This window comes from Enterovibrio baiacu (genome assembly GCF_004120195.1).
In the GTDB taxonomy this organism is placed as follows: Bacteria; Pseudomonadota; Gammaproteobacteria; order Enterobacterales; family Vibrionaceae; genus Enterovibrio; species Enterovibrio baiacui.
The window spans coordinates 52,323-70,799 of the sequence record NZ_SCHN01000024.1 but is presented as its reverse complement, the minus strand read 5'-3'; the positions used below and the strand labels follow the sequence as shown (position 1 = coordinate 70,799).

The 18,477-nt window shown below is 45.2% G+C and carries 12 protein-coding genes and 1 other RNA gene; 7 read left to right on the top strand and 6 right to left on the bottom strand.

Annotated features, from left to right (window positions below; genetic code table 11):
• Positions 1–283: 283 nt before the first annotated feature.
• From aceA to EQP46_RS21410, 3 genes are all read right to left on the bottom strand, one after another.
• Positions 284–1,588, bottom strand: coding sequence for an isocitrate lyase (gene aceA / locus EQP46_RS21420; protein WP_129495575.1), 1,305 nt, complete (start codon positions 1,586–1,588; stop codon positions 284–286).
• An 88-nt stretch (positions 1,589–1,676) separates the two neighbouring features.
• Positions 1,677–3,275, bottom strand: coding sequence for a malate synthase A (gene aceB, locus EQP46_RS21415; RefSeq protein WP_129495574.1), 1,599 nt, complete (start codon positions 3,273–3,275; stop codon positions 1,677–1,679).
• Between the two features lie 737 nt (positions 3,276–4,012).
• Entirely contained in the window at positions 4,013–4,909 is an 897-nt protein-coding gene (locus EQP46_RS21410) for a hydrogen peroxide-inducible genes activator (RefSeq protein WP_129495573.1), read from the bottom strand.
• A gap of 130 nt (positions 4,910–5,039) precedes the next feature.
• Here EQP46_RS21410 and EQP46_RS21405 point away from each other — a divergent pair, with 130 nt between their 5' ends.
• Positions 5,040–5,642 carry a peroxiredoxin C gene (locus EQP46_RS21405; protein WP_129495572.1) on the top strand — a complete coding sequence of 201 codons (603 nt, stop codon included), beginning with the start codon at positions 5,040–5,042 and terminating at the stop codon, positions 5,640–5,642.
• A gap of 200 nt (positions 5,643–5,842) precedes the next feature.
• Here EQP46_RS21405 and EQP46_RS21400 read toward each other — a convergent pair whose 3' ends face one another.
• A complete protein-coding gene (locus EQP46_RS21400; RefSeq protein WP_129495571.1) occupies positions 5,843–6,580 on the bottom strand; it encodes a copper homeostasis protein CutC in 738 nt (245 codons plus the stop codon).
• 250 nt (positions 6,581–6,830) lie between these two features.
• On the opposite strand from EQP46_RS21400, the gene EQP46_RS21395 reads away from it, so the two are divergent.
• Positions 6,831–9,908, top strand: coding sequence for a M66 family metalloprotease (locus tag EQP46_RS21395; RefSeq protein ID WP_129495570.1), 3,078 nt, complete (start codon positions 6,831–6,833; stop codon positions 9,906–9,908).
• A 185-nt stretch (positions 9,909–10,093) separates the two neighbouring features.
• On the opposite strand, the gene EQP46_RS21390 is transcribed toward EQP46_RS21395, so the two are convergent.
• Entirely contained in the window at positions 10,094–10,441 is a 348-nt protein-coding gene (locus EQP46_RS21390) for an RnfH family protein (protein WP_129495569.1), read from the bottom strand.
• Entirely contained in the window at positions 10,434–10,865 is a 432-nt protein-coding gene (locus EQP46_RS21385; RefSeq protein WP_129495568.1) for an SRPBCC family protein, read from the bottom strand. The genes EQP46_RS21390 and EQP46_RS21385 overlap by 8 nt, the downstream gene beginning before the upstream one ends.
• Before the next feature lie 193 nt (positions 10,866–11,058).
• Between EQP46_RS21385 and smpB the strand changes: the two genes are divergently transcribed.
• From smpB to EQP46_RS21360, 5 genes are all read left to right on the top strand, one after another.
• The gene (gene smpB, locus EQP46_RS21380) at positions 11,059–11,544 is read left to right on the top strand and encodes an SsrA-binding protein SmpB (RefSeq protein ID WP_129495567.1); all 486 of its coding nucleotides are present in this window, start codon (positions 11,059–11,061) and stop codon (positions 11,542–11,544) included.
• A 46-nt stretch (positions 11,545–11,590) separates the two neighbouring features.
• Positions 11,591–11,958: a transfer-messenger RNA gene (ssrA, locus tag EQP46_RS21375) on the top strand.
• A gap of 478 nt (positions 11,959–12,436) precedes the next feature.
• Positions 12,437–13,762, top strand: coding sequence for a DNA methyltransferase (locus EQP46_RS21370; RefSeq protein WP_129495566.1), 1,326 nt, complete (start codon positions 12,437–12,439; stop codon positions 13,760–13,762).
• Position 13,763: 1 nt separating this feature from the next.
• Positions 13,764–16,286: a sensor histidine kinase gene (locus EQP46_RS21365; protein WP_129495565.1), complete on the top strand. Its 2,523-nt coding sequence runs from the start codon at positions 13,764–13,766 to the stop codon at positions 16,284–16,286.
• Positions 16,286–18,079, top strand: coding sequence for a hypothetical protein (locus EQP46_RS21360; RefSeq protein ID WP_129495564.1), 1,794 nt, complete (start codon positions 16,286–16,288; stop codon positions 18,077–18,079). Before EQP46_RS21365 ends, EQP46_RS21360 begins: the two co-directional genes overlap by 1 nt.
• The last annotated feature ends 398 nt before the right edge of the window (positions 18,080–18,477 follow it).

The window sequence follows — 18,477 nt, the reverse complement described above, 5'->3', positions numbered from 1 at the left end:
AAGGAGTCGCTCTAGCTCTGGCTCTAGCTCTCGCTTTTACTAGCTTCTAGGATCTGCTCTTCCTGCTCTTCCTGCTCTTCCTGCTCTTCCTGCTCTTCCTGCTCTTCCTGCTCTTCCTGCTCTTCCTGCTCTTCCTGCTTTTCCTGCTTTTCCCGCTCTTATCTGCTCTTCCTCAAATCTCGTTTCTCGCTCTCTCGTCTCTATTCCCCTGCAACAAAAAAAACGGCCCCGAAGGAGGCCGCTTGAACAGTGGATGCTAGGAACAGTGTTGCTTTTTTTATTATTAGAATTGGTCTTCTTCGGTCGAACCTGTCAGTGCAGTCACTGACGAGTTACCACCTTGAATTGTGTTGGTCATGGTATCGAAGTAACCAGTACCCACTTCTTGCTGGTGCGCAACGAAGGTGTAACCACGCTCAGCTGCAGCAAACTCAGGACGCTGAACTTTCTCAACGTAGTGGCGCATGCCTTCACCCTGTGCGTAAGCGTGGGCAAGTTCGAACATGTTGTACCACATGTTATGAATACCCGCGAGAGTGATGAACTGGTACTTGTAGCCCATGTCTGACAGCTCTTGCTGGAAGCGTGCAATGGTGTCTGCGTCCAGGTTTTTCTCCCAGTTGAACGAAGGCGAACAGTTGTAGGCCAGCAGTTGATCCGGATATTTCGCATGAATCGCTTCGGCGAACTGACGCGCTTCTTCCAAGTCAGGTTTCGCCGTTTCACACCAAATCAAGTCAGCATACGGTGCATACGCAAGGCCACGAGAAATGGCTTGTTCGATACCCGCACGTACTTTGTAGAAACCTTCTGACGTACGCTCACCCACGATGAAGTCTTTATCGTACTCATCGCAATCAGAGGTCAACAGGTCAGCGGCATTCGCATCGGTACGCGCAATCACAAGGGTGGTGGTGCCTGCAACGTCGGCAGCAAGACGTGCTGCAACCAGTTTTTGAACGGCTTCTTGGGTAGGAACCAGCACCTTACCACCCATGTGACCACATTTTTTCACAGATGCTAACTGGTCTTCAAAGTGAACACCTGCCGCACCGGCTTCAATCATCGAGCGCATCAGCTCGTAAGCATTCAGAACACCGCCAAAACCGGCTTCTGCATCGGCAACGATCGGTAGGAAGTAATCCGTGCCTTCTTCTGGCGTGCCACCTTTTGACCATTGAATTTGGTCAGCGCGGCGGAAAGAATTGTTAATACGCTTAACCACGGCAGGAACAGAATCCACAGGGTAAAGCGATTGGTCAGGGTACATGCTTGATGCGGTGTTGTTGTCCGCGGCTACCTGCCAACCTGATAGGTAAATCGCTTCAATACCGGCTTTTGCTTGTTGTACCGCTTGGCCACCAGTCAGTGCGCCCAAACAGTTCACGTAGCCTTTTTTCGCCGAACCGTTTACCAGATCCCACAACTTGTCCGCACCACGCTGAGCAATGGTCTGCTCAGGGACGAAGGAACCACGCAGCGCAACAACTTCCTCTGCCGTATACGTTCGTTTTACATTTTTCCAGCGTGGGTTTTCTGCCCAGTCTGCTTTGATTGCATCGATTTGCTGCTGTCTTGTCATCGTCATTGTGATTCCCTCTATCAATGTGTTCCTAAACTTGGGTTAACGCGTCTTGGGTTTAAATCTCATCTCGGTTAAGAAGTTCTTGGGCTTCTTAATCCAACAATTCGTATCCAGATAAAGTTAAGAAGTCTGCCAGCGCATCACTGGTGGTCAGCTGCTCCATCATGCTGGCCGCCTGCTGGTACTTCCCTTTATTGAATACATCCGATCCTAATTCTTCTTGTAGAACGTCCATCTCTTCGGCCAAACATTGACGGAAGAACGCCGCCGTGACTGTTTTGCCGTTGCTCAGCGATTTTTCGTGGCGTATCCACTGCCAAATCGATGCGCGAGAAATTTCTGCGGTTGCAGCGTCTTCCATCAGTCCGTAGATAGGCACACATCCGTTGCCTGAAATCCACGCTTCGATGTATTGCACCGCCACGCGAATGTTGTGTCGCATGCCTTCTTCGGTGCGATCGCCTTCACACGGCGCCAGTAGCTCGTCAGCCGTGATTGGGGCGTCTTGTTCACGCAGCACATCCAGTTGGTTTTTGCGCTCACCGAGCGCGGCATCAAACACGGCTTTCGCCGTATCGGCCAGGCCGGGGTGTGCAACCCACGTACCGTCATGGCCGTTATTGGCTTCTAATGACTTGTCGGTTTGAATTTTGTCGAGCACCCATGCGTTCTTTTCAGGGTCTTTCGACGGAATGAATGCCGCCATTCCTCCCATCGCCATCGCGCCGCGGCGGTGACATGTTTTCACCAACAAACGTGAGTACGCGTTGAGGAAAGGCTTCTCCATGGTCACGACTTGACGATCGGGCAACACGCGGTCTGGGTGATTTCTGAATGTTTTGATGTAGCTAAAGATGTAATCCCAGCGGCCACAGTTCAGTGCAACAATGTGGTCTTTCAAGGCGTAGAGGATTTCCTCCATCTCGAAAACAGCCGGTAGCGTCTCAATCAAGATGGTGGCTTTAATGGTGCCACGCGGCAGCTCAAAGTGATCTTCCGTGAAACAAAACACGTCGTTCCACCATGCAGCTTCTTGATGTGCTTGTAGCTTCGGCAGGTAGAAGTAAGGGCCCGAGCCGTTCTCAAGCAGCGCTTTGTGGTTGCGGTAGAAATACAGCGCAAAATCGAACAGCGCACCAGGAATCGCCGTGCCATTTAACAACACATGCTTCTCTTTTAGGTGCAGACCACGCACACGACAAATCAGGGTGGCAGGGTCATCGTTCAGTTGATATTGCTTACCGTTTGCTGGATTTTCATAAGAAATCGTACGGTTGATGGCATCCGTCAGGTTACGTTGCCCATCAAGCACCGGCCCCCACGCGGGTGAGAAAGAATCTTCAAAATCGGCCATGAACACCTTCACATTGGCGTTCAGTGCATTGATCACCATTTTGCGCTCTGGTGGACCTGTAATTTCTAAGCGGCGATCTTGAAGATCGGCAGGAATACCACGAATAGACCAATCACCACTGCGAATGTCTGCCGTCTCGGGTAAGAAATTAGGCAGTGCGCCCTCATCAAACGCCGCTTGTCGCGCTTCACGTGCTGCTAGCAGTGAAGGGATACGATCTGCAAAGCGTGTGGCGAGTGCGTGTAAAAAAGCCATTGCATCTTTTGTCAGTACATCCGCTTCTTTTTCTGTTAGCGGTGGAACAAACGTCAGTTCCTGTTGTGTTTGTACTGTCATAAATAGTCCCCCAAAATCCTTTTGTAACTAAATCACAACAAACCGACCATTACCGCTATCGAATTGCATGTCCTGATTTGGCTCGCTTTGTTATTAAGCTGTCGCATTTACGGTTGAAGGTCAACACCTGACCATCAATCAAAGCAACCCACAAAACCAGTCAAATGTATATAATTCAATAAATTATAAAAAATAGAGTTTTAACTCAAAACACCAAATTAAAACAAATCTCAGATTCTTCCACCGTTCGTGATGAAATCCTCCTTTCGTCTAATTTTTGTAACTCATTACGTAATAATATTTCATATCATTGTGAGAGCGTTAATTGTGAGACACCCACAATTAAACGTAGCAGCAGGATTCAAATTTCGCCAAAATTTCTTTTATAACAATTATTTAACAGATAAGTTAAAAATATGTTTCTAACAAAACCTATCGATAAGGCATTAATTATCGTCAAAAAAAATGTGGGGAGGACTACAGAATTTAATTTCAAAACTGCATGAGGCTTACTGGCGCGTAAAAAGAGGAAAGTGTTGCCTGGTAAGTAAACACTAGAGAAAAACACCAAACTTTAGTTGGAAAGCAATGGGAGCTAAAGATTCTTGAAATAATCGAGGAAATTTCATCGTTTTATGCACGAACGCACATAGGAACAAATGAAGAATTCCTCGTTATTTAAGTAAGCATTCTGTCATTAAGGAATCAGAAATGGACAAAAAATGACCGAAAAACACTTACAACAATGTTTCTACCAGATCAGCTAACGCATCAAATGTTGGCTGACGACTGGACGTTGGACGCCATACTAAACCAATTTCGCGATACGCTTCCGTGCCCGGAGGCTCAACCAAAACCAAGTCTAAATTATCGACAAGACCATGATTTATCGCCATTTGTGGAATAAAGGTGGTCCCCAGCCCATTGGCAACCATTTGCACAAGCGTATGCAAACTGGTGGCAGTGAAAGGGTTAATCTTGGCGGTTGAGGTTAACTTACAGGCTGAAACTGCGTGATCAGTTAAACAATGCTCGCGTTCGAGCAAAAACACCGACTCATCAGGCAGGTCTGCATAACGAACGGGCACAGGTACAGAAGCAGCTTGGGTGCGGCTAAGTACCATTTTGAACACATCTCGCCCAACAACACGGCTTGCCATGCCGCCGATTTCAACGGGCAGCGCCAGAATCAGCACATCCATCTCGCCGCTTTTCAGCGCGCTCAGAAGGTTCACCGTGGTGTCTTCCCGTAACAGGAGGTCAAGGTCTGGGAAATTTTGATTCACGGCTTGGACAAGATCGCACAACAAAAATGGCGCAATGGTGGGAATACAGCCGACGCGTAACTTACCTTGCATGGGCATTTCGCTCACTTGCGTCAGCTCCATCAAGTCTTGGCTGCGCGCTAAAATCTCTCGACTTCGTGACACAACATCCTCACCGATTGCAGAAAACACCAAGGTTTTGTTATCGCGCTCAATAAGTTGAGATCCAATCAAATCTTCGAGATTTTGAATGCCGGAACTTAGTGTAGACTGACTGACGAAACACTGTTTAGCCGCTTCACCGAAGTGGCGGGTTTCATACAGCGTGACCAAATAATGGAGCTGTTTGAGAGAAGGGAATTTTGTCATCGATTTTTCCGATTGGTTTAATCTGTTAAATCCACTTTTTTCAATCTACCAGTTCCTTTATAGTTTGTCTCGTTCAATAAGGAATTAAGGTTTTCACACCTTAAAGCTAAAAATATTTAGGAGCTGAGAAATGGTACTAGTTGGCCGTCAAGCCCCAGACTTTACTGCAGCAGCAGTACTGGGCAATGGTGAAATCGTAGATAACTTTAACTTCAAAGAGTTCACTAAAGGTAAGAAAGCGGTTGTGTTTTTCTACCCGCTGGATTTCACCTTCGTATGTCCTTCTGAGCTAATCGCTTTTGACAAGCGTCACGCTGATTTCCTAGCGAAAGGCGTTGAAGTAATCGGTGTTTCAATCGATTCTCAGTTCTCTCACAACGCATGGCGTAACACTGCTGTTGAAGACGGCGGTATCGGTCAAGTTGCTTACCCATTGGTTGCTGACGTTAAGCACGAAATCTGTAAAGCATACGACGTTGAGCACCCAGAAGCAGGCGTTGCGTTCCGTGGTTCATTCCTGATCGACGAAGACGGTCTGGTTCGCCACCAAGTGGTTAACGACCTTCCACTAGGTCGTAACATCGACGAAATGCTACGCATGGTTGATGCACTGAACTTCCACCAGAAAAACGGTGAAGTTTGCCCAGCACAGTGGGAAGAAGGTAAAGCAGGTATGGACGCGTCACCTAAAGGTGTTGCAGCGTTCCTGTCTGAGCACTCTGACGACCTATAATCGGCTTTCAGACCGCTCCTCAACAGCGGTTGTTCCCCCAACACTATAACGTGCGCTAAGCACGTGTAGCGTAAAGCCAAAGTCAGCTGATACAAATATAATGAGGCCCGGACCACCGGGCCCTTTTTGTATCTGGCGTTTGGTAATTTCTCTCTCCCCTGTCGACACACCTCGCGCCGCAGAGGCTTTCTCAAAAAACGTTAACCGCGAACCGCAGCAATGGCACGAGCAATGGTGTCAGGGTTGGTCACCGTAATATCGAAATCACTGTCGCCATTGCCCATGGTGGCTTTCTCATTGCGATATACCATGTGCGAAGAACGCGTTGTTTTACCCGACAAATGGATTTCATGTGCCCCCGTAAAATCGACAATCTGCTTCGCGTTTTCTGGAGAGACGCCCGCGCCCGGCATAATCCCGAGTCGGCCTTGGCAGAACGCCACCATCTCTTTTAGCGTGTCCATGCCTTCATCAGCACGCTTCGCCAAGCCAGACGTCAGCACGCGCTCGACGTGGTGAGACATCAAAAACTCCAACGCATCAAATGGCGACGCGCAATGGTCAATGGCGCGGTGGAAAGTAATGCCTAAGCCATTCGCTTGCTTGATCATGGCACTGACCGCATCAGCATCAATGTGCCCTTGCGCATTCAAAGCACCAATCACCACCCCATTCAGCCCCATTTTGTGGGCGGTATGAATGTCTTCCAGCATGATTTCCACATCGTCACTGCTGTAGAGAAAGTCCCCTTCACGCGGACGAATGATCCCGTACACCGGAATATTGGCCACGCGGGCAGCCGCTTTCATGTACCCCGCGCTGGCTGTTAACCCCCCCGTGGCCAATGAGCTGCACAATTCGATGCGTCCCGCACCGGCTTTTTCAGCAATAGGAAGAGATTCAAGGCTATCGATACACACTTCGACCAATACAGACATTACGCAATCCTCGCTAAATAATTGAGCACATCATCAAGGAGTTATGAACAAAAGAGAAGCAGTAAGGGTGTAAAAGTTTGGTAAAAATTGCTGTAAAAATGCACATACTCAATAGAGAGTTTGATGATGCTTCCTTTTCCTTCTTCGCTTTTGAGGGACTGCTTCAAAGTTCCTTATTTTTCAGTAACCCACTTATTCATAACTCCCTATATTTCCGCTCCCAACACTCACTATAAAAAACAAAGCGCATATGAATAAGACGTACATAGCCAGCTTTCTCTCAACACTGTTACTTAGCACCACCAGCCATGCATTTATTGCCACTGACGCCATCACACAGACGTTTGACGCCTCCCCTTTAAACGCGACGGACAAGAGCGTCTACTTCAATCAAAAACAGCTCCCGTCAGACACGCAAGGCACACTGCAAGCCAGCGTCAGCATGGCGCAAAGTGTCATCATGCCGACCACTCATAAAATCGATGGTGATCGCCAGCCTCATTTAGTGGCATTGCGCAAAGCATTGGTGATCGTTGAGCCGCACGACGCACATGCCATTGAAGGCAATGAACTGTCAGTGGTGGTGAAAGACAGCCAAGGTAAACCTGTTCACCACGCCACCTTGAAGGCACCCGCAGAGCAACCAAAGCCGACAGGCCAAATTGAAACAGACGTGACGGTTGTCGTGCCTGATACCTACGCGCACACGCTACGCACCAACAACACCATCGGCAGCATTGCGGGCCAACAAGGACAAACGAATTTTAAAGCCCTGCTCACCGAGCACGACACACTGCTCGTGGCCACCAGCGACGGTAACTTTGCTTACGAATTCATTCTGCCAGAAGGCAGCGCATTCAACGGTAAGATCGTCACCTTCTTTTCGCAGGCAGGCTACAACTCAACGCTTCGCTACTCCCATGGCGTTGACACCTTAAGCCGCGGCAACAGCATCACCTACAACAATGTGGATGGGCTGTGGTATGCACAATCCGATGTTGATTATGGCAACCTCGCCTACAGCGAAACCGCCTACACCACCGTTTTGCCAGCCGAGGTCATTCAGCCAGGTTTTAGCTTAACGCTCACCGCGGGTGACAGCGAAGGCACGGTTGAAGGCATTCAGGTAGGCGCAAACACCACCTTGATTCTAAACGCCGTCGATGTCGGCCTATTAACACCACCGCGCGGTGAATTCCGCTTCATGGCAGACAAAAACCTCCACCGTGATTACTTCCAATCTCTGCAAATCAGCAAACTGATTGTGAACCCTTATGCGCCCATCCACCTCGAAGAAATCATGCTGCCAGATGGTCGTCTACTGGTTGATGTCGACCCAAGCAAAGCCGATGCCTACGGCAGTGATTCCCACTACCGCATCGCCCGCGAGCTTATCTCTGCGGGCATCAACAGCGCCAACTACGGTGTAAACAGCGCTGGCGTGATGGACAGTGCCCGATGGAACATCAGCGCGCCCTACCATGCCGCCCAAGTCACCGTGAACAATTCACGGGGCAATTACAGTAACGGCATCATCAATCACGGCTTGCTCGGCTCGTATGCGGGCGTCGCTTCTGTGGTGAGCTCCACGGGCAATGAATTTAGCCATGAAGTGGGTCACGAGTTTGGGGCTGGCACCCATGCAGAAGCCCACTATCTGGGCGGATTCAAAGGCTCTGTGCACAACAGCTCAAACCAAATCAACTCAACGTGGGGCTGGGATCTGTTTGAAAACACCTTCCTTCCGAACCTGAGCAAAGCGAGAACCAATGGCGCATCATGCTATGAAGGCCAATGCGCAGAGCCGTTCGAAGGTCACAGCTTTGGTTGGGGCACCATGGCAGGCGGCTGGCCACTGCACCCAGGAGGCAATGAATACACGCTGCACACGCCTTATGAGCTGAACGTGTTCCAGCACTTTCTGGAAGGTAAAGCCAATTTCGACCCATCGTCATCCACCGGCTTTAGCAAATGGGACAACGACAGCCAACGCATGATGCCATGGCACAACACACTGGTTGATGATGTCGCATTCTCCATCACCACGGTCAGTGGCAACAACGAGTTGGCCGAGTTTGGTCCTGAGAACCGTCAGTTCCATGCTCTGTTCGAAGCCGCAGATGCGGTTCGCATCCACACAGGCAACGGCCACTGGGCGCGAGATTTTTACCTGACCGAAGACAACAGCTTTGAAGGCAAAGTGGTGGTGTTCCGCTCATCCGCGGGCTACAACTCCCATATCCACTATGGCGACACCTCACTGTTGCTGATTAATGGTAAGAAGCATGCGTTCCGCTTCGACGCAGGCCAATGGAACATCGTTGACAGCGACATCCTTGATCGTACCGTTGATCGTGTTCCACAACAGCAAGGCGTTGCCGTGACCACACTGGTTGGCTATTACGATCCACAAAACACCTTGCCAAGTTATTTCTACCCCGCACTGAATGGTGCATATGGCGCAGTGTATGACGATAACTTCACGCCATCGTCCTGCAAGATTGACGTATTGACGCACAAAGAAGGCACGCTCACCTTCAACCTGCACAACCGACGCATCACCGACGGGTTCATGAACCGATTCCACATCAACGTAGCGACCGAGAGCCAACCCTATCGCGCCGAGCTTTACTGCAGTAACACCTTGCTCGACAGCCTGGAAATTACCGCGCCAACCGACGCGCCAACCGCCAGCACAATCACGACTGAGCTTGGTGAAGCCCCAACCCTACACGGCGTCGAGAACATCACGCTGAAAATCAATGATCGCTTTGACCCGCTCGCAGGCGTCAGCGCACATGACGTTGAAGATGGCGATATTACCGCGAACATCACGGTGTCAGGCGCAGTAAATACGGCACAAGCAGGTTTGTATGTGCTGACCTATACCGTCATCGACAGTAACGAACAACAAACGAACGTTGAGCGCCTTGTTACCGTAGAAGCGAATGAAGTCTGCACCGCAGATTGGCGCAAAGAAGCGATATACCTAAGTGGCGATCGCGTTGCGCACCAAGGCGTTGTGTGGCAAGCGGGATGGTGGACACAAGGTGAAGCGCCGGGAACAACAGGCGAGTGGGGCGTGTGGAAGAAAGCCTCGGACGATGTCTGTACAACGCCTGACCCAGAGCCAGAAGTGACGCCACCACCGTCGGGTGAATACCCAGCCTATCAAGCCGGTACCGCTTACAAAGAAGGTGACATTGTTGTCGGCGCAGATAACGCATTGTACCAATGCAAACCGTGGCCAAACACAGGCTGGTGCGCCAATGCCGCCTATGCCCCAGCCATCTCGGCTTACTGGCAAGATGCGTGGACAAAGCGTTAAGACAGGAAAATTAGAAACAAATTTGCACTAGATTAAAAACAGAGCACGAGAGTAATAACCCCCTCCTCGCCTCCCGCTTGAAAAAGTGGGAGGAACCTAGCGCCTTTCGCTTTTGATCCCCTCCACTTTTCAAGGGGAGGGTTAGGGAGGGGTGCTCTGGCTCTGCTTTTTACATTGCGGAAAAATCAGTCAGCTTTGCGCTGCGGATTGACCTTACCACCCGTGACAGGGTCAGAGGTGCCATCTGCCTTCATGCGCTCAGCACGGCGGCGACGGATTTCTTTCGGGTCAGCGACCAACGGGCGATAAATTTCAATGCGGTCGCCATCGTGCACTAACGCATCCAGCTTCACCAAGCGGCTAAACACGCCCACTTTGTTCTTCGCCAGATCGATCTCAGGGTACGCATCCAAAATGCCAGAATGACGAATAATGTCTTCCACATGCATATCCGGCGTCACAATAGCCTTAAACACACGCTGCTCATTCGGCAGCGCATACATCACCTCAATATGAAGCAACTTCTCACTCATAAACGACTCTCGCGCGATCAGTGAAGGCTTTCACCATGTTCACTGCCAGCTCGTTAAAGACCTTACCAAACGCCATTTCCACCAAACCATTGGTGAATTCAAAATCCAAGTTCAACTCGATCTTGCAAGCATCCGCATCTAACGACGTGAAGTTCCAGCCACCAACCAATTTACGGAACGGGCCATCGACCAGCTCCATCTTGATCGCCTCGCCCACCACCAGCTCATTACGCGTGGTGAAGGTTTTGCGAATACCGGCTTTCGCGACATCGACCGAGGCCGTCATCGCATCATGACTGGCTTCCAGCACACGCGACCCCGCGCAGCCCGGCACAAACGACGGGTAAGCTTCTACATCATTCACAAGCTCAAACATTTGTTCAGCACTGAACGGCACAAGTGCAGAACGTGTAATTCGCGGCATACGATCTCCTCATCGCTCAATACCTGCATCATAACATTGGACCGTAATTTTCCCCAAACGTCTTCAAATTGCTAGAAATCGCCCCCGTTCGACGCCCATAAATGGCGCGGAATGTGAGCACAACGCGCGAGATTCCAAAAATCCTACAAAAACTATATCGCCCTTCCCTACCACTACGTATAATGCGGCCATTATGGTAAAGAAAAATTCAAAGAATAAAGCGGGCAGCAATACAATTGCGCAGAACCGCCAAGCTCGCCACGAATACTTCATCGAAGACGATGTAGAAGTCGGGCTTGAGCTACAAGGCTGGGAAGTGAAAGCCCTCCGTGCAGGCAAGGTCAACATCAGTGAGAGCTACGTGTTCTTCCGTGATGGCGAAGCCTTCATGTCTGGCGCCACCATTACCCCACTTAACGTTGCTTCTACTCACGTAGTGGCCGACCCAACGCGCGTGCGAAAACTGCTGCTTAAGCGTCGTGAACTCGACACCTTGATCGGCAAAGTGAACCGTGAAGGTTACACCGTTATCGCACTGTCTATGTACTGGAAACAGTCGTGGGCTAAACTTAAGATTGGTCTGGCGAAGGGTAAAAAGCTTCATGACAAACGCGATGCATCAAAAGATCGCGATTGGCAGCGCGACAAAGCGCGTATCATGAAGGCTGCAGCCAGATAATCGTTGACGCCGCAGAGCTTTATGCTAGTATCTGCGACATAATTCCGGGGCTGATTCAGGATTCGACAGGATCAAGAAGGCTCGTGGAGCATGCCGAGGGGCGGTTTGCCTCGTAAAAAGCCGCAAAAAAATAGTCGCAAACGACGAAAACTACGCACTAGCAGCTTAATAACCTGCTAGCGCACTTCTACCCTAGCTTCCGCTTGTAAGACGGGGAATCATAGAAGTTCAAACCCAAACGAGATAGCGAGGGATGCTTTGACTAGAGAGCTGAACCGCGAAATAGAATTCTGGTATGTCTTTTTGTAGCGTGTCTACCCGCAGCACACTGACGAGAATAAAGATAGACTAAGCATGTAGCGCCATTAGTTAGACTGATTTTGGACGCGGGTTCAACTCCCGCCAGCTCCACCAATCGATTGGAAAAGGCCAACCTGAAAGGGTTGGCCTTTTTTTATTTCTATAACCCGTACTGATTTTTCTTTACGGCTATACAGAAATCTTGGAGTCATCGTTCAACTTGCTCCAATGTTCCTTTAACGCGTCTTTATGTTCTTCGTACATAGGGAGTGCTTACAGCAATTCAGGCCAGCTTTTTCGCGCTAGATTCATCACATCAATCAGGTGTGGTCTAATCGCAACTCAGGGCTCCTGATTTCTCTACTCAGAGTCCTATATGTTTGATGTGATGTTCCCTCATCGAAAAGGATACCTAATTAGCAAAATATGTTGTTTCTCAATCGCTCACTGCATGACTTATAGAAGTTATCATAGAAGCTAAGCAGACTGTTCTTCCTGGTACCTAAACGTTAATAGTGATAAAATAGCTTACAAAATAATGATATCTATACATTAGAATCTTCATAGTTTACTTAATTTGAGTTTGACCTAAATGCCTTTAACAGTAAATGACAGAACAATTATCAATAAAATCAAGGCTTACTCATCAGCTGACGATTCTTATTGGTCTTTCAAAGGTCGATCTAGCCGTCAACATTGTCATGCTCTAATTCAATACCCTGCGATGATGATACCCCAAATGCAGGGCGAGCTTATTGATACGATTAGCAGTGAAGATACAAATATTCATACTGTATTTGACCCGTTCGTGGGCTCTGGTACCACATTGGGTGAAGCAATGATGCGCGGGCTCGATTTTGTCGGCCATGACATTAACCCTCTCGCGATCCTAGCTTGTGAAGTTAAAAGTGGTCCCTTATACATAACAAAACTTCAAGAAAAAGTAGCTAACCTCCTTTTTACTATCGAAACATGTAAAGCAGATGTTGTTGCCGTAAATTTCACAGGTATTGATAAATGGTTCTTACCTAATGTTCAAATTGAACTGAGTACTATCTATTTGGCAATTAAAGCCGAACCTTCAAAATGGGCGCGCAAGATCTTCTGGCTAGCACTCAGTAATACAGTTCGCTCTACATGTAACTCCAGAAGCTCAACATACAAGCTTCATATTAAGTCTGAAGAACAGATTGAAAAGATTGGTTCACCTGAAGAAATTTTCAAACGCAATATTCTAAAAAGCGTTGAAAACATCAAAGCTCAAAAGCAATTGCTTGCTGATAACGGATATTTAGTCCGATCAAAAAGTGTAAGCAAGGTTAGTATCAAAAATGTAGATGCTAAGGCTCGAAAGCGTTCAAAAACAAAATACGACCTACTAATTAGTTCACCGCCATATGGTGATAACGCCACTACAGTGACATACGGCCAGTTTTCATATTTACCACTGCAATGGATAGATACGAATGACATCAATGAAAGCACCCAACCGCAACTGCTGAGGCAGCAAAATACGATTGATAGCTCTAGTTTAGGTGGCTCGTTGAAAGAATCAGCGGAAAAGCATGAAGCACTTAAAGATAAATCCCCTTCATTAAATCAATGTATCGAAACTATTCATCTAGTGAACCCAGACAATACAAAAAAGCTCATTAGCTTTGTTTATGACCTCTCTCTAGCTCTTGAAAATGCAGTTGATGAATTGCGTGATAATGCATATATGATTTGGACACTAGGCAATCGACGAATCTCGAATATAGAAGTACCACTAGACAAGATTATGCGCGAGGTACTTGAAAGCTTTGGTTGCAAATTTATTTACCAGCTAGAAAGAGACATACCAACTAAGCGCATGCCTTCAAGAAACAAAGTCGCAACAACGATGGGCAAAGAAACAGTCCTGATTATGCGGAGATAATATGGCAACAACGTCAGAAAAAGAAAAAAAAACAGACCCACTAAAGCTTAAAATCGATGCCCATGTCATTCAGCAACTAGGTGCTGAGTTGATCAGTGGCCCAGATATAGCTCTAGTCGAACTTGTTAAAAACTCGCACGATGCTGATGCGAGTTTTTGCTATATAGAAGTTGATACAGGATATACCGAAACCGTCGAACAAATCACAATTATAGATGGTAAAGAAGTAATCGAGAAGAAGGTTTACAAAGGCCGTATCTCTGTAAGAGATAATGGTCATGGTATGAACAGAAACCGGATAGATCGCTCTTGGCTTACGGTGAGTTACTCAGAAAAAAAGGCAGCAAAAGAACAAGGAATTGTCACCAAAAAGTACGATCGAACTTTAGTCGGTGATAAAGGACTGGGTCGACTAGGTTCTATGCAGCTCGGCTCTCTATGTCGCATATCAACACATGCTCAAGCTAACCAACCAGGTATTGCCGTTTCGTTTAACTGGGACGACTTCTCTCACGGTAAAACTATTGACACCATTAATATTGAAGAAAAGCCCCTTGCTCCAAAACCTTCAAGTGGCACCATCATTGAAGCGATTGGGCTTAGAGATATAGATTTCTGGGAAAGCCAAGAGTCGAACTCTATAAAGAACAAGATAGCTTCTATGGTGTCCCCTCATGGTCAAATCTCAGACTTTAAGACATTTTATGTCTGTAATGGAGTCAACGAAGAATTAGAAGTCGTTTCGAATAAACTACTAGAGCAAGCGTCCAGTATATTTGATTTTGAAGTTACTGAAACCGAGGCAATTGTAAAGGGCAAGATAGACCTTCTACCTTATAAGCCTAAGTCAACTGATGATCGAAGAGCCCCTTTCGACAATCACGTTCTCTCAGATAACGGAATTACACTTCTAGACTACATAAAAAAACAACCTCGCTTACAAGACTATAAATTCAATCATTCTAAAAGTAAGTATTTCCTGAATTTTGAACACAGGATTTCGTTTGATGAACTGAGTACCGCCTTAATAACTGAAAGCTTTCCTGGTGTTTTTCAGGCAAAAATATTCAATTTTCTATTAAATAAAGAAGCTCTCAATGTTGAAGAAATTTCTCTCCAAGCAATGCGAGAATCAATAAAAGAGATTGCTGGCGATATCTCAGTTTATCGCGATGGTTTTAAAGTAGGCTCTGGTGGAAAAGACTGGCTTGGGTTATCGAAAGACATGACATCAGGAGCAGGTGCCTATTCATTAAGACCTGCCAACGTCACTGGATATGTCAACTTAAGCTGGTATGACAATAAACACTTAATCGAAAAATCTGACCGTGAAAGTTTTGTTGATAACCTTCAATTCCGTGCTTTCTATATTCTTTGTCGCCATTTTATAGTCACTGTTAACTATTTTTTGAACGAAAGTAGAAGAAGCACACACAAGTTCTTAGATGAAATAAGACTAGAAGATGCTGGGAAGCCTAAAGGTTACTCAGCAAAACAAGCGACTGTTGAACTCGATAATATTGTCAAAAAGAGTGTAAAACTTCAGCCTAAGGTAGCTAAGTCCACTTCAAAAATTCAGAAAAAATTCACCGAAAAGCGTGCTGAGATTGATAAGGCGATAGGTGAAAACCAGCAAGATATGTTTAGTGATCCTATCTTAGCGGAGAAGTTAGCATCTATTAAAGATCTGGTGACATCTTTGGAGTATGAAGTAAATACGAGTTTAAAACAGTACAAAGCTTTTACTGATGACTTAGCTAGCCACATTCACTCTACGACAAAAGTTATTGATGAAATAAAAAGCTACGAGAATCAAATTAAAAACTTTTACGATCACGTAGCGATCGGCTTATCTGCGCAAACATTAGCTCACGAAGCTAATGAGCAGATCAGGAATACGCGATTACACCTAAATGCAGCCAAAAAACGAATAGAAGATCTAGGTATAAAAGATGTTCCTTTAACTAAGGAACTTAACGGAATTAGAGGTGATACTCAAGTTCTGTCAAAAGCCATTTCCTCACTCAATCCTCTAGTAAAAGCTCAGCGACAAGTTATGGAAGAAATTAGTATCTCTAATTTCGTTTATGACTATTTCGAATTACGAGAAGGTTACTTCTCAAGTAAAGGGATTGAAATAAAATTGGATGATAGGAGAAATTCAAAATCAGTATCGTTCAACCGAGGTAAGCTATACCAAATCGTCGATAACATAGTTCGGAACTCTGAACACTGGTTGACCTTATTTAAAGCTCACTACCCTCAAGATGAGCATTCAATATCGATTTCTGTCGACAATAGCATAATCACTATTTGGGATAGTGCAAAAGGAGTTAGACCTGCACTAGAAGATGTATTATTTGATATGTTCGCTTCAGATAAAGAATATGGTCAAGGCTTAGGACTATATATTGTACAAACCCTACTAAAAGAAAGAGGGTGCTCTATCAAGCTATTAGAAGAAAAAAATAAGTTTGGTAGAAGGTATAAGTTTGAAGTTAATTTAATCGAGGCGTTGGTGTAATGGCTATAGAACAATTTAAACAAAGCGTTTTCGACGCAATTAGATTAGATAATGTAATTTGGGTGGACGATCGATTTGCTCCTAACAGTGGTGACTTTAAGGATGAGTTTTTAGCTGAAGTTAAAAACTATTATGAAGTAGACCCAACTTTCATTCAGGAATTTGAACCTTTTTTAACTATTGGTGAATTACAGTCAAGCTTTCCTTTTGACACATGGAAAGATCAATTACCTGAAGATGAAGATAGTATTGATAAGTTCTACAGATATATTGGGAAAGATCTTCCAGACTTTACACCAGAGGAGTTTCAAGAGCTCAAAAATATATTTGAAAGCAATACAAATAAAAGAGTGCACACATTAAGCAATAAGAAATGGCAACAAGAAAAGGAGTTTTGGCTTAAGAATTCTGATGAAAACCTTTTCCTCATTGACTATGATTTTTCTCGTGAAAGCCTTCCTAAAGATCATGGAAAATTAATAGTATTTGATGTGCTTAGTAGTGCATTGAGTAATATTTATTGTGTTTTGTTTACCAGCGAAACAAAAAATGGTTCGGAAGAAGAATGTGAGCGATTAAAAATAATAAAAGAAATACCAAGCCATATTAAACCTCAATACTTCTCCGTTCTATCAAAAGATATCATGGAAGATGATAAAAAGATATGTATTGAATTTAAAGCATCTGAGTTTGTAAAACGAATCTTTCTTAGAAAATTAAGTTCCGAAATGGTTGAAAGTATCTCAGAGAAACTCATTGAATCAATTAATAATTTAAAATCAGATTTGAGTCAACATTCCATTTATGAAGTAGATTCATCAATTTTCATGAGTTCACTTGATGAAGGCGCTTCTGAAATTGATTTACTACATCGTTTATTTTCAATTAAACAGTCTGAAGCCATTAGTCAGTATTTAAATGAACAGAATTCTATCCTTGAAAAAATAGTAGCTTACCGTTCTGTACAAACCTCTCCTATTTTGAGAGATGAAACATATGTTGAATACTTAAAGGGACTAATTTTACCTAATAATAACTTTTCTAAACTTCGTCATCAAGAAGTATTCGATACAACAATAAACATCACACATGCACCTATACGTTCTGGTGATATATTTGATATTGGTGAGCAGAAATATATTCTCTTAGAGCAAGCCTGTGATCTTATGGTAAGGGCTAAACCTGATGAATTAGGCGAACGCTCAGTTAGTGAGGTATTATTGGTTCCATTTAAAACAGAATCCGTCAGTAATAAAAAGAAGCCTAAGGAAGCTCATGAGCGTCAATTGAATTCACGTGAGAGTTGTGACTTTATAGTTCTTCCTAAAGATAGTAATAATAATATTTACTACACGTTCAATTTTGGGAAAGCGATTTTTGTAAACGTCAATTGGTTAGACCTATGTGTATTTAATTCTTCCGGACTCATTCGTTTTTATTATAATCAGGAATTATCCCCATTAGTATTCCTACCTGGCTGGATCGAAAAATTCAACCAACTTAAAGAAGCTCTCAAAATAGTAAAGAGTACTCAAGTAAAACCTACTCATTACTCTCCGGTTACTCCATGTGTTTTAACCACGGAGCCATTAAATGAAAGAATAGTTCAACAATACTCTTCATTCACATTGAATAACGCTCAGACCTTTGACATCAAGGTACATAGAGACAAACTGTCAATGAATGGTCAACGTTTGTCCCACCTTCGTGAAACTTTCTCCAATAAGTTACTCAGAAGCTATTTCGTAGGATACAAAGCTCGTATTGCACTTGATAAAGATTTTTCAATTTAACTATTTTTTACAAAATGTTTATAAGGTTATCGGTTTTGGGTTGAGCTTTTCTGCGCAATAGATAGAGATGAGCTTTCTAATAGTTTCAAAATTTATTGCCATAATTCCAGTTTTTTAAATTAGTGAGGTTGACTTAGTTTCAATCTTTATTGTCACCTCACCCCTATTTTTCTACGTACTAATAAATTCTGTGAATAGCCACCGATTTGATGTTGGATAGACGACACCTGTTACCAAGTACCCCTAAAAACCGTATGAGAAAATTTCACTATATACAGCTCAAGCCTAAATCGGAAATGGACAGTTAAACTATTACTGAGAGGGAAAGAGGATAATACATCTACTTCTCGCATCAACTTTTCGATATTTGATGCTCTGCTCTTCATGATAATACATAT

Excerpts from the sequence above, each read along its gene's own strand:
- EQP46_RS21370 (WP_129495566.1), top strand. The coding sequence starts at position 12,437 with ATGCCTTTAACAGTAAATGACAGAACAATTATCAATAAAATCAAGGCT.
- aceA (WP_129495575.1), bottom strand. The coding sequence starts at position 1,588 with ATGACGATGACAAGACAGCAGCAAATCGATGCAATCAAAGCAGACTGG.
- smpB (WP_129495567.1), top strand. The coding sequence starts at position 11,059 with ATGGTAAAGAAAAATTCAAAGAATAAAGCGGGCAGCAATACAATTGCG.
- aceB (WP_129495574.1), bottom strand. The coding sequence starts at position 3,275 with ATGACAGTACAAACACAACAGGAACTGACGTTTGTTCCACCGCTAACA.
- EQP46_RS21410 (WP_129495573.1), bottom strand. The coding sequence starts at position 4,909 with ATGACAAAATTCCCTTCTCTCAAACAGCTCCATTATTTGGTCACGCTG.
- EQP46_RS21390 (WP_129495569.1), bottom strand. The coding sequence starts at position 10,441 with ATGAGTGAGAAGTTGCTTCATATTGAGGTGATGTATGCGCTGCCGAAT.
- EQP46_RS21400 (WP_129495571.1), bottom strand. The coding sequence starts at position 6,580 with ATGTCTGTATTGGTCGAAGTGTGTATCGATAGCCTTGAATCTCTTCCT.
- EQP46_RS21395 (WP_129495570.1), top strand. The coding sequence starts at position 6,831 with ATGAATAAGACGTACATAGCCAGCTTTCTCTCAACACTGTTACTTAGC.
- EQP46_RS21365 (WP_129495565.1), top strand. The coding sequence starts at position 13,764 with ATGGCAACAACGTCAGAAAAAGAAAAAAAAACAGACCCACTAAAGCTT.
- EQP46_RS21385 (WP_129495568.1), bottom strand. The coding sequence starts at position 10,865 with ATGCCGCGAATTACACGTTCTGCACTTGTGCCGTTCAGTGCTGAACAA.
- EQP46_RS21405 (WP_129495572.1), top strand. The coding sequence starts at position 5,040 with ATGGTACTAGTTGGCCGTCAAGCCCCAGACTTTACTGCAGCAGCAGTA.
- EQP46_RS21360 (WP_129495564.1), top strand. The coding sequence starts at position 16,286 with ATGGCTATAGAACAATTTAAACAAAGCGTTTTCGACGCAATTAGATTA.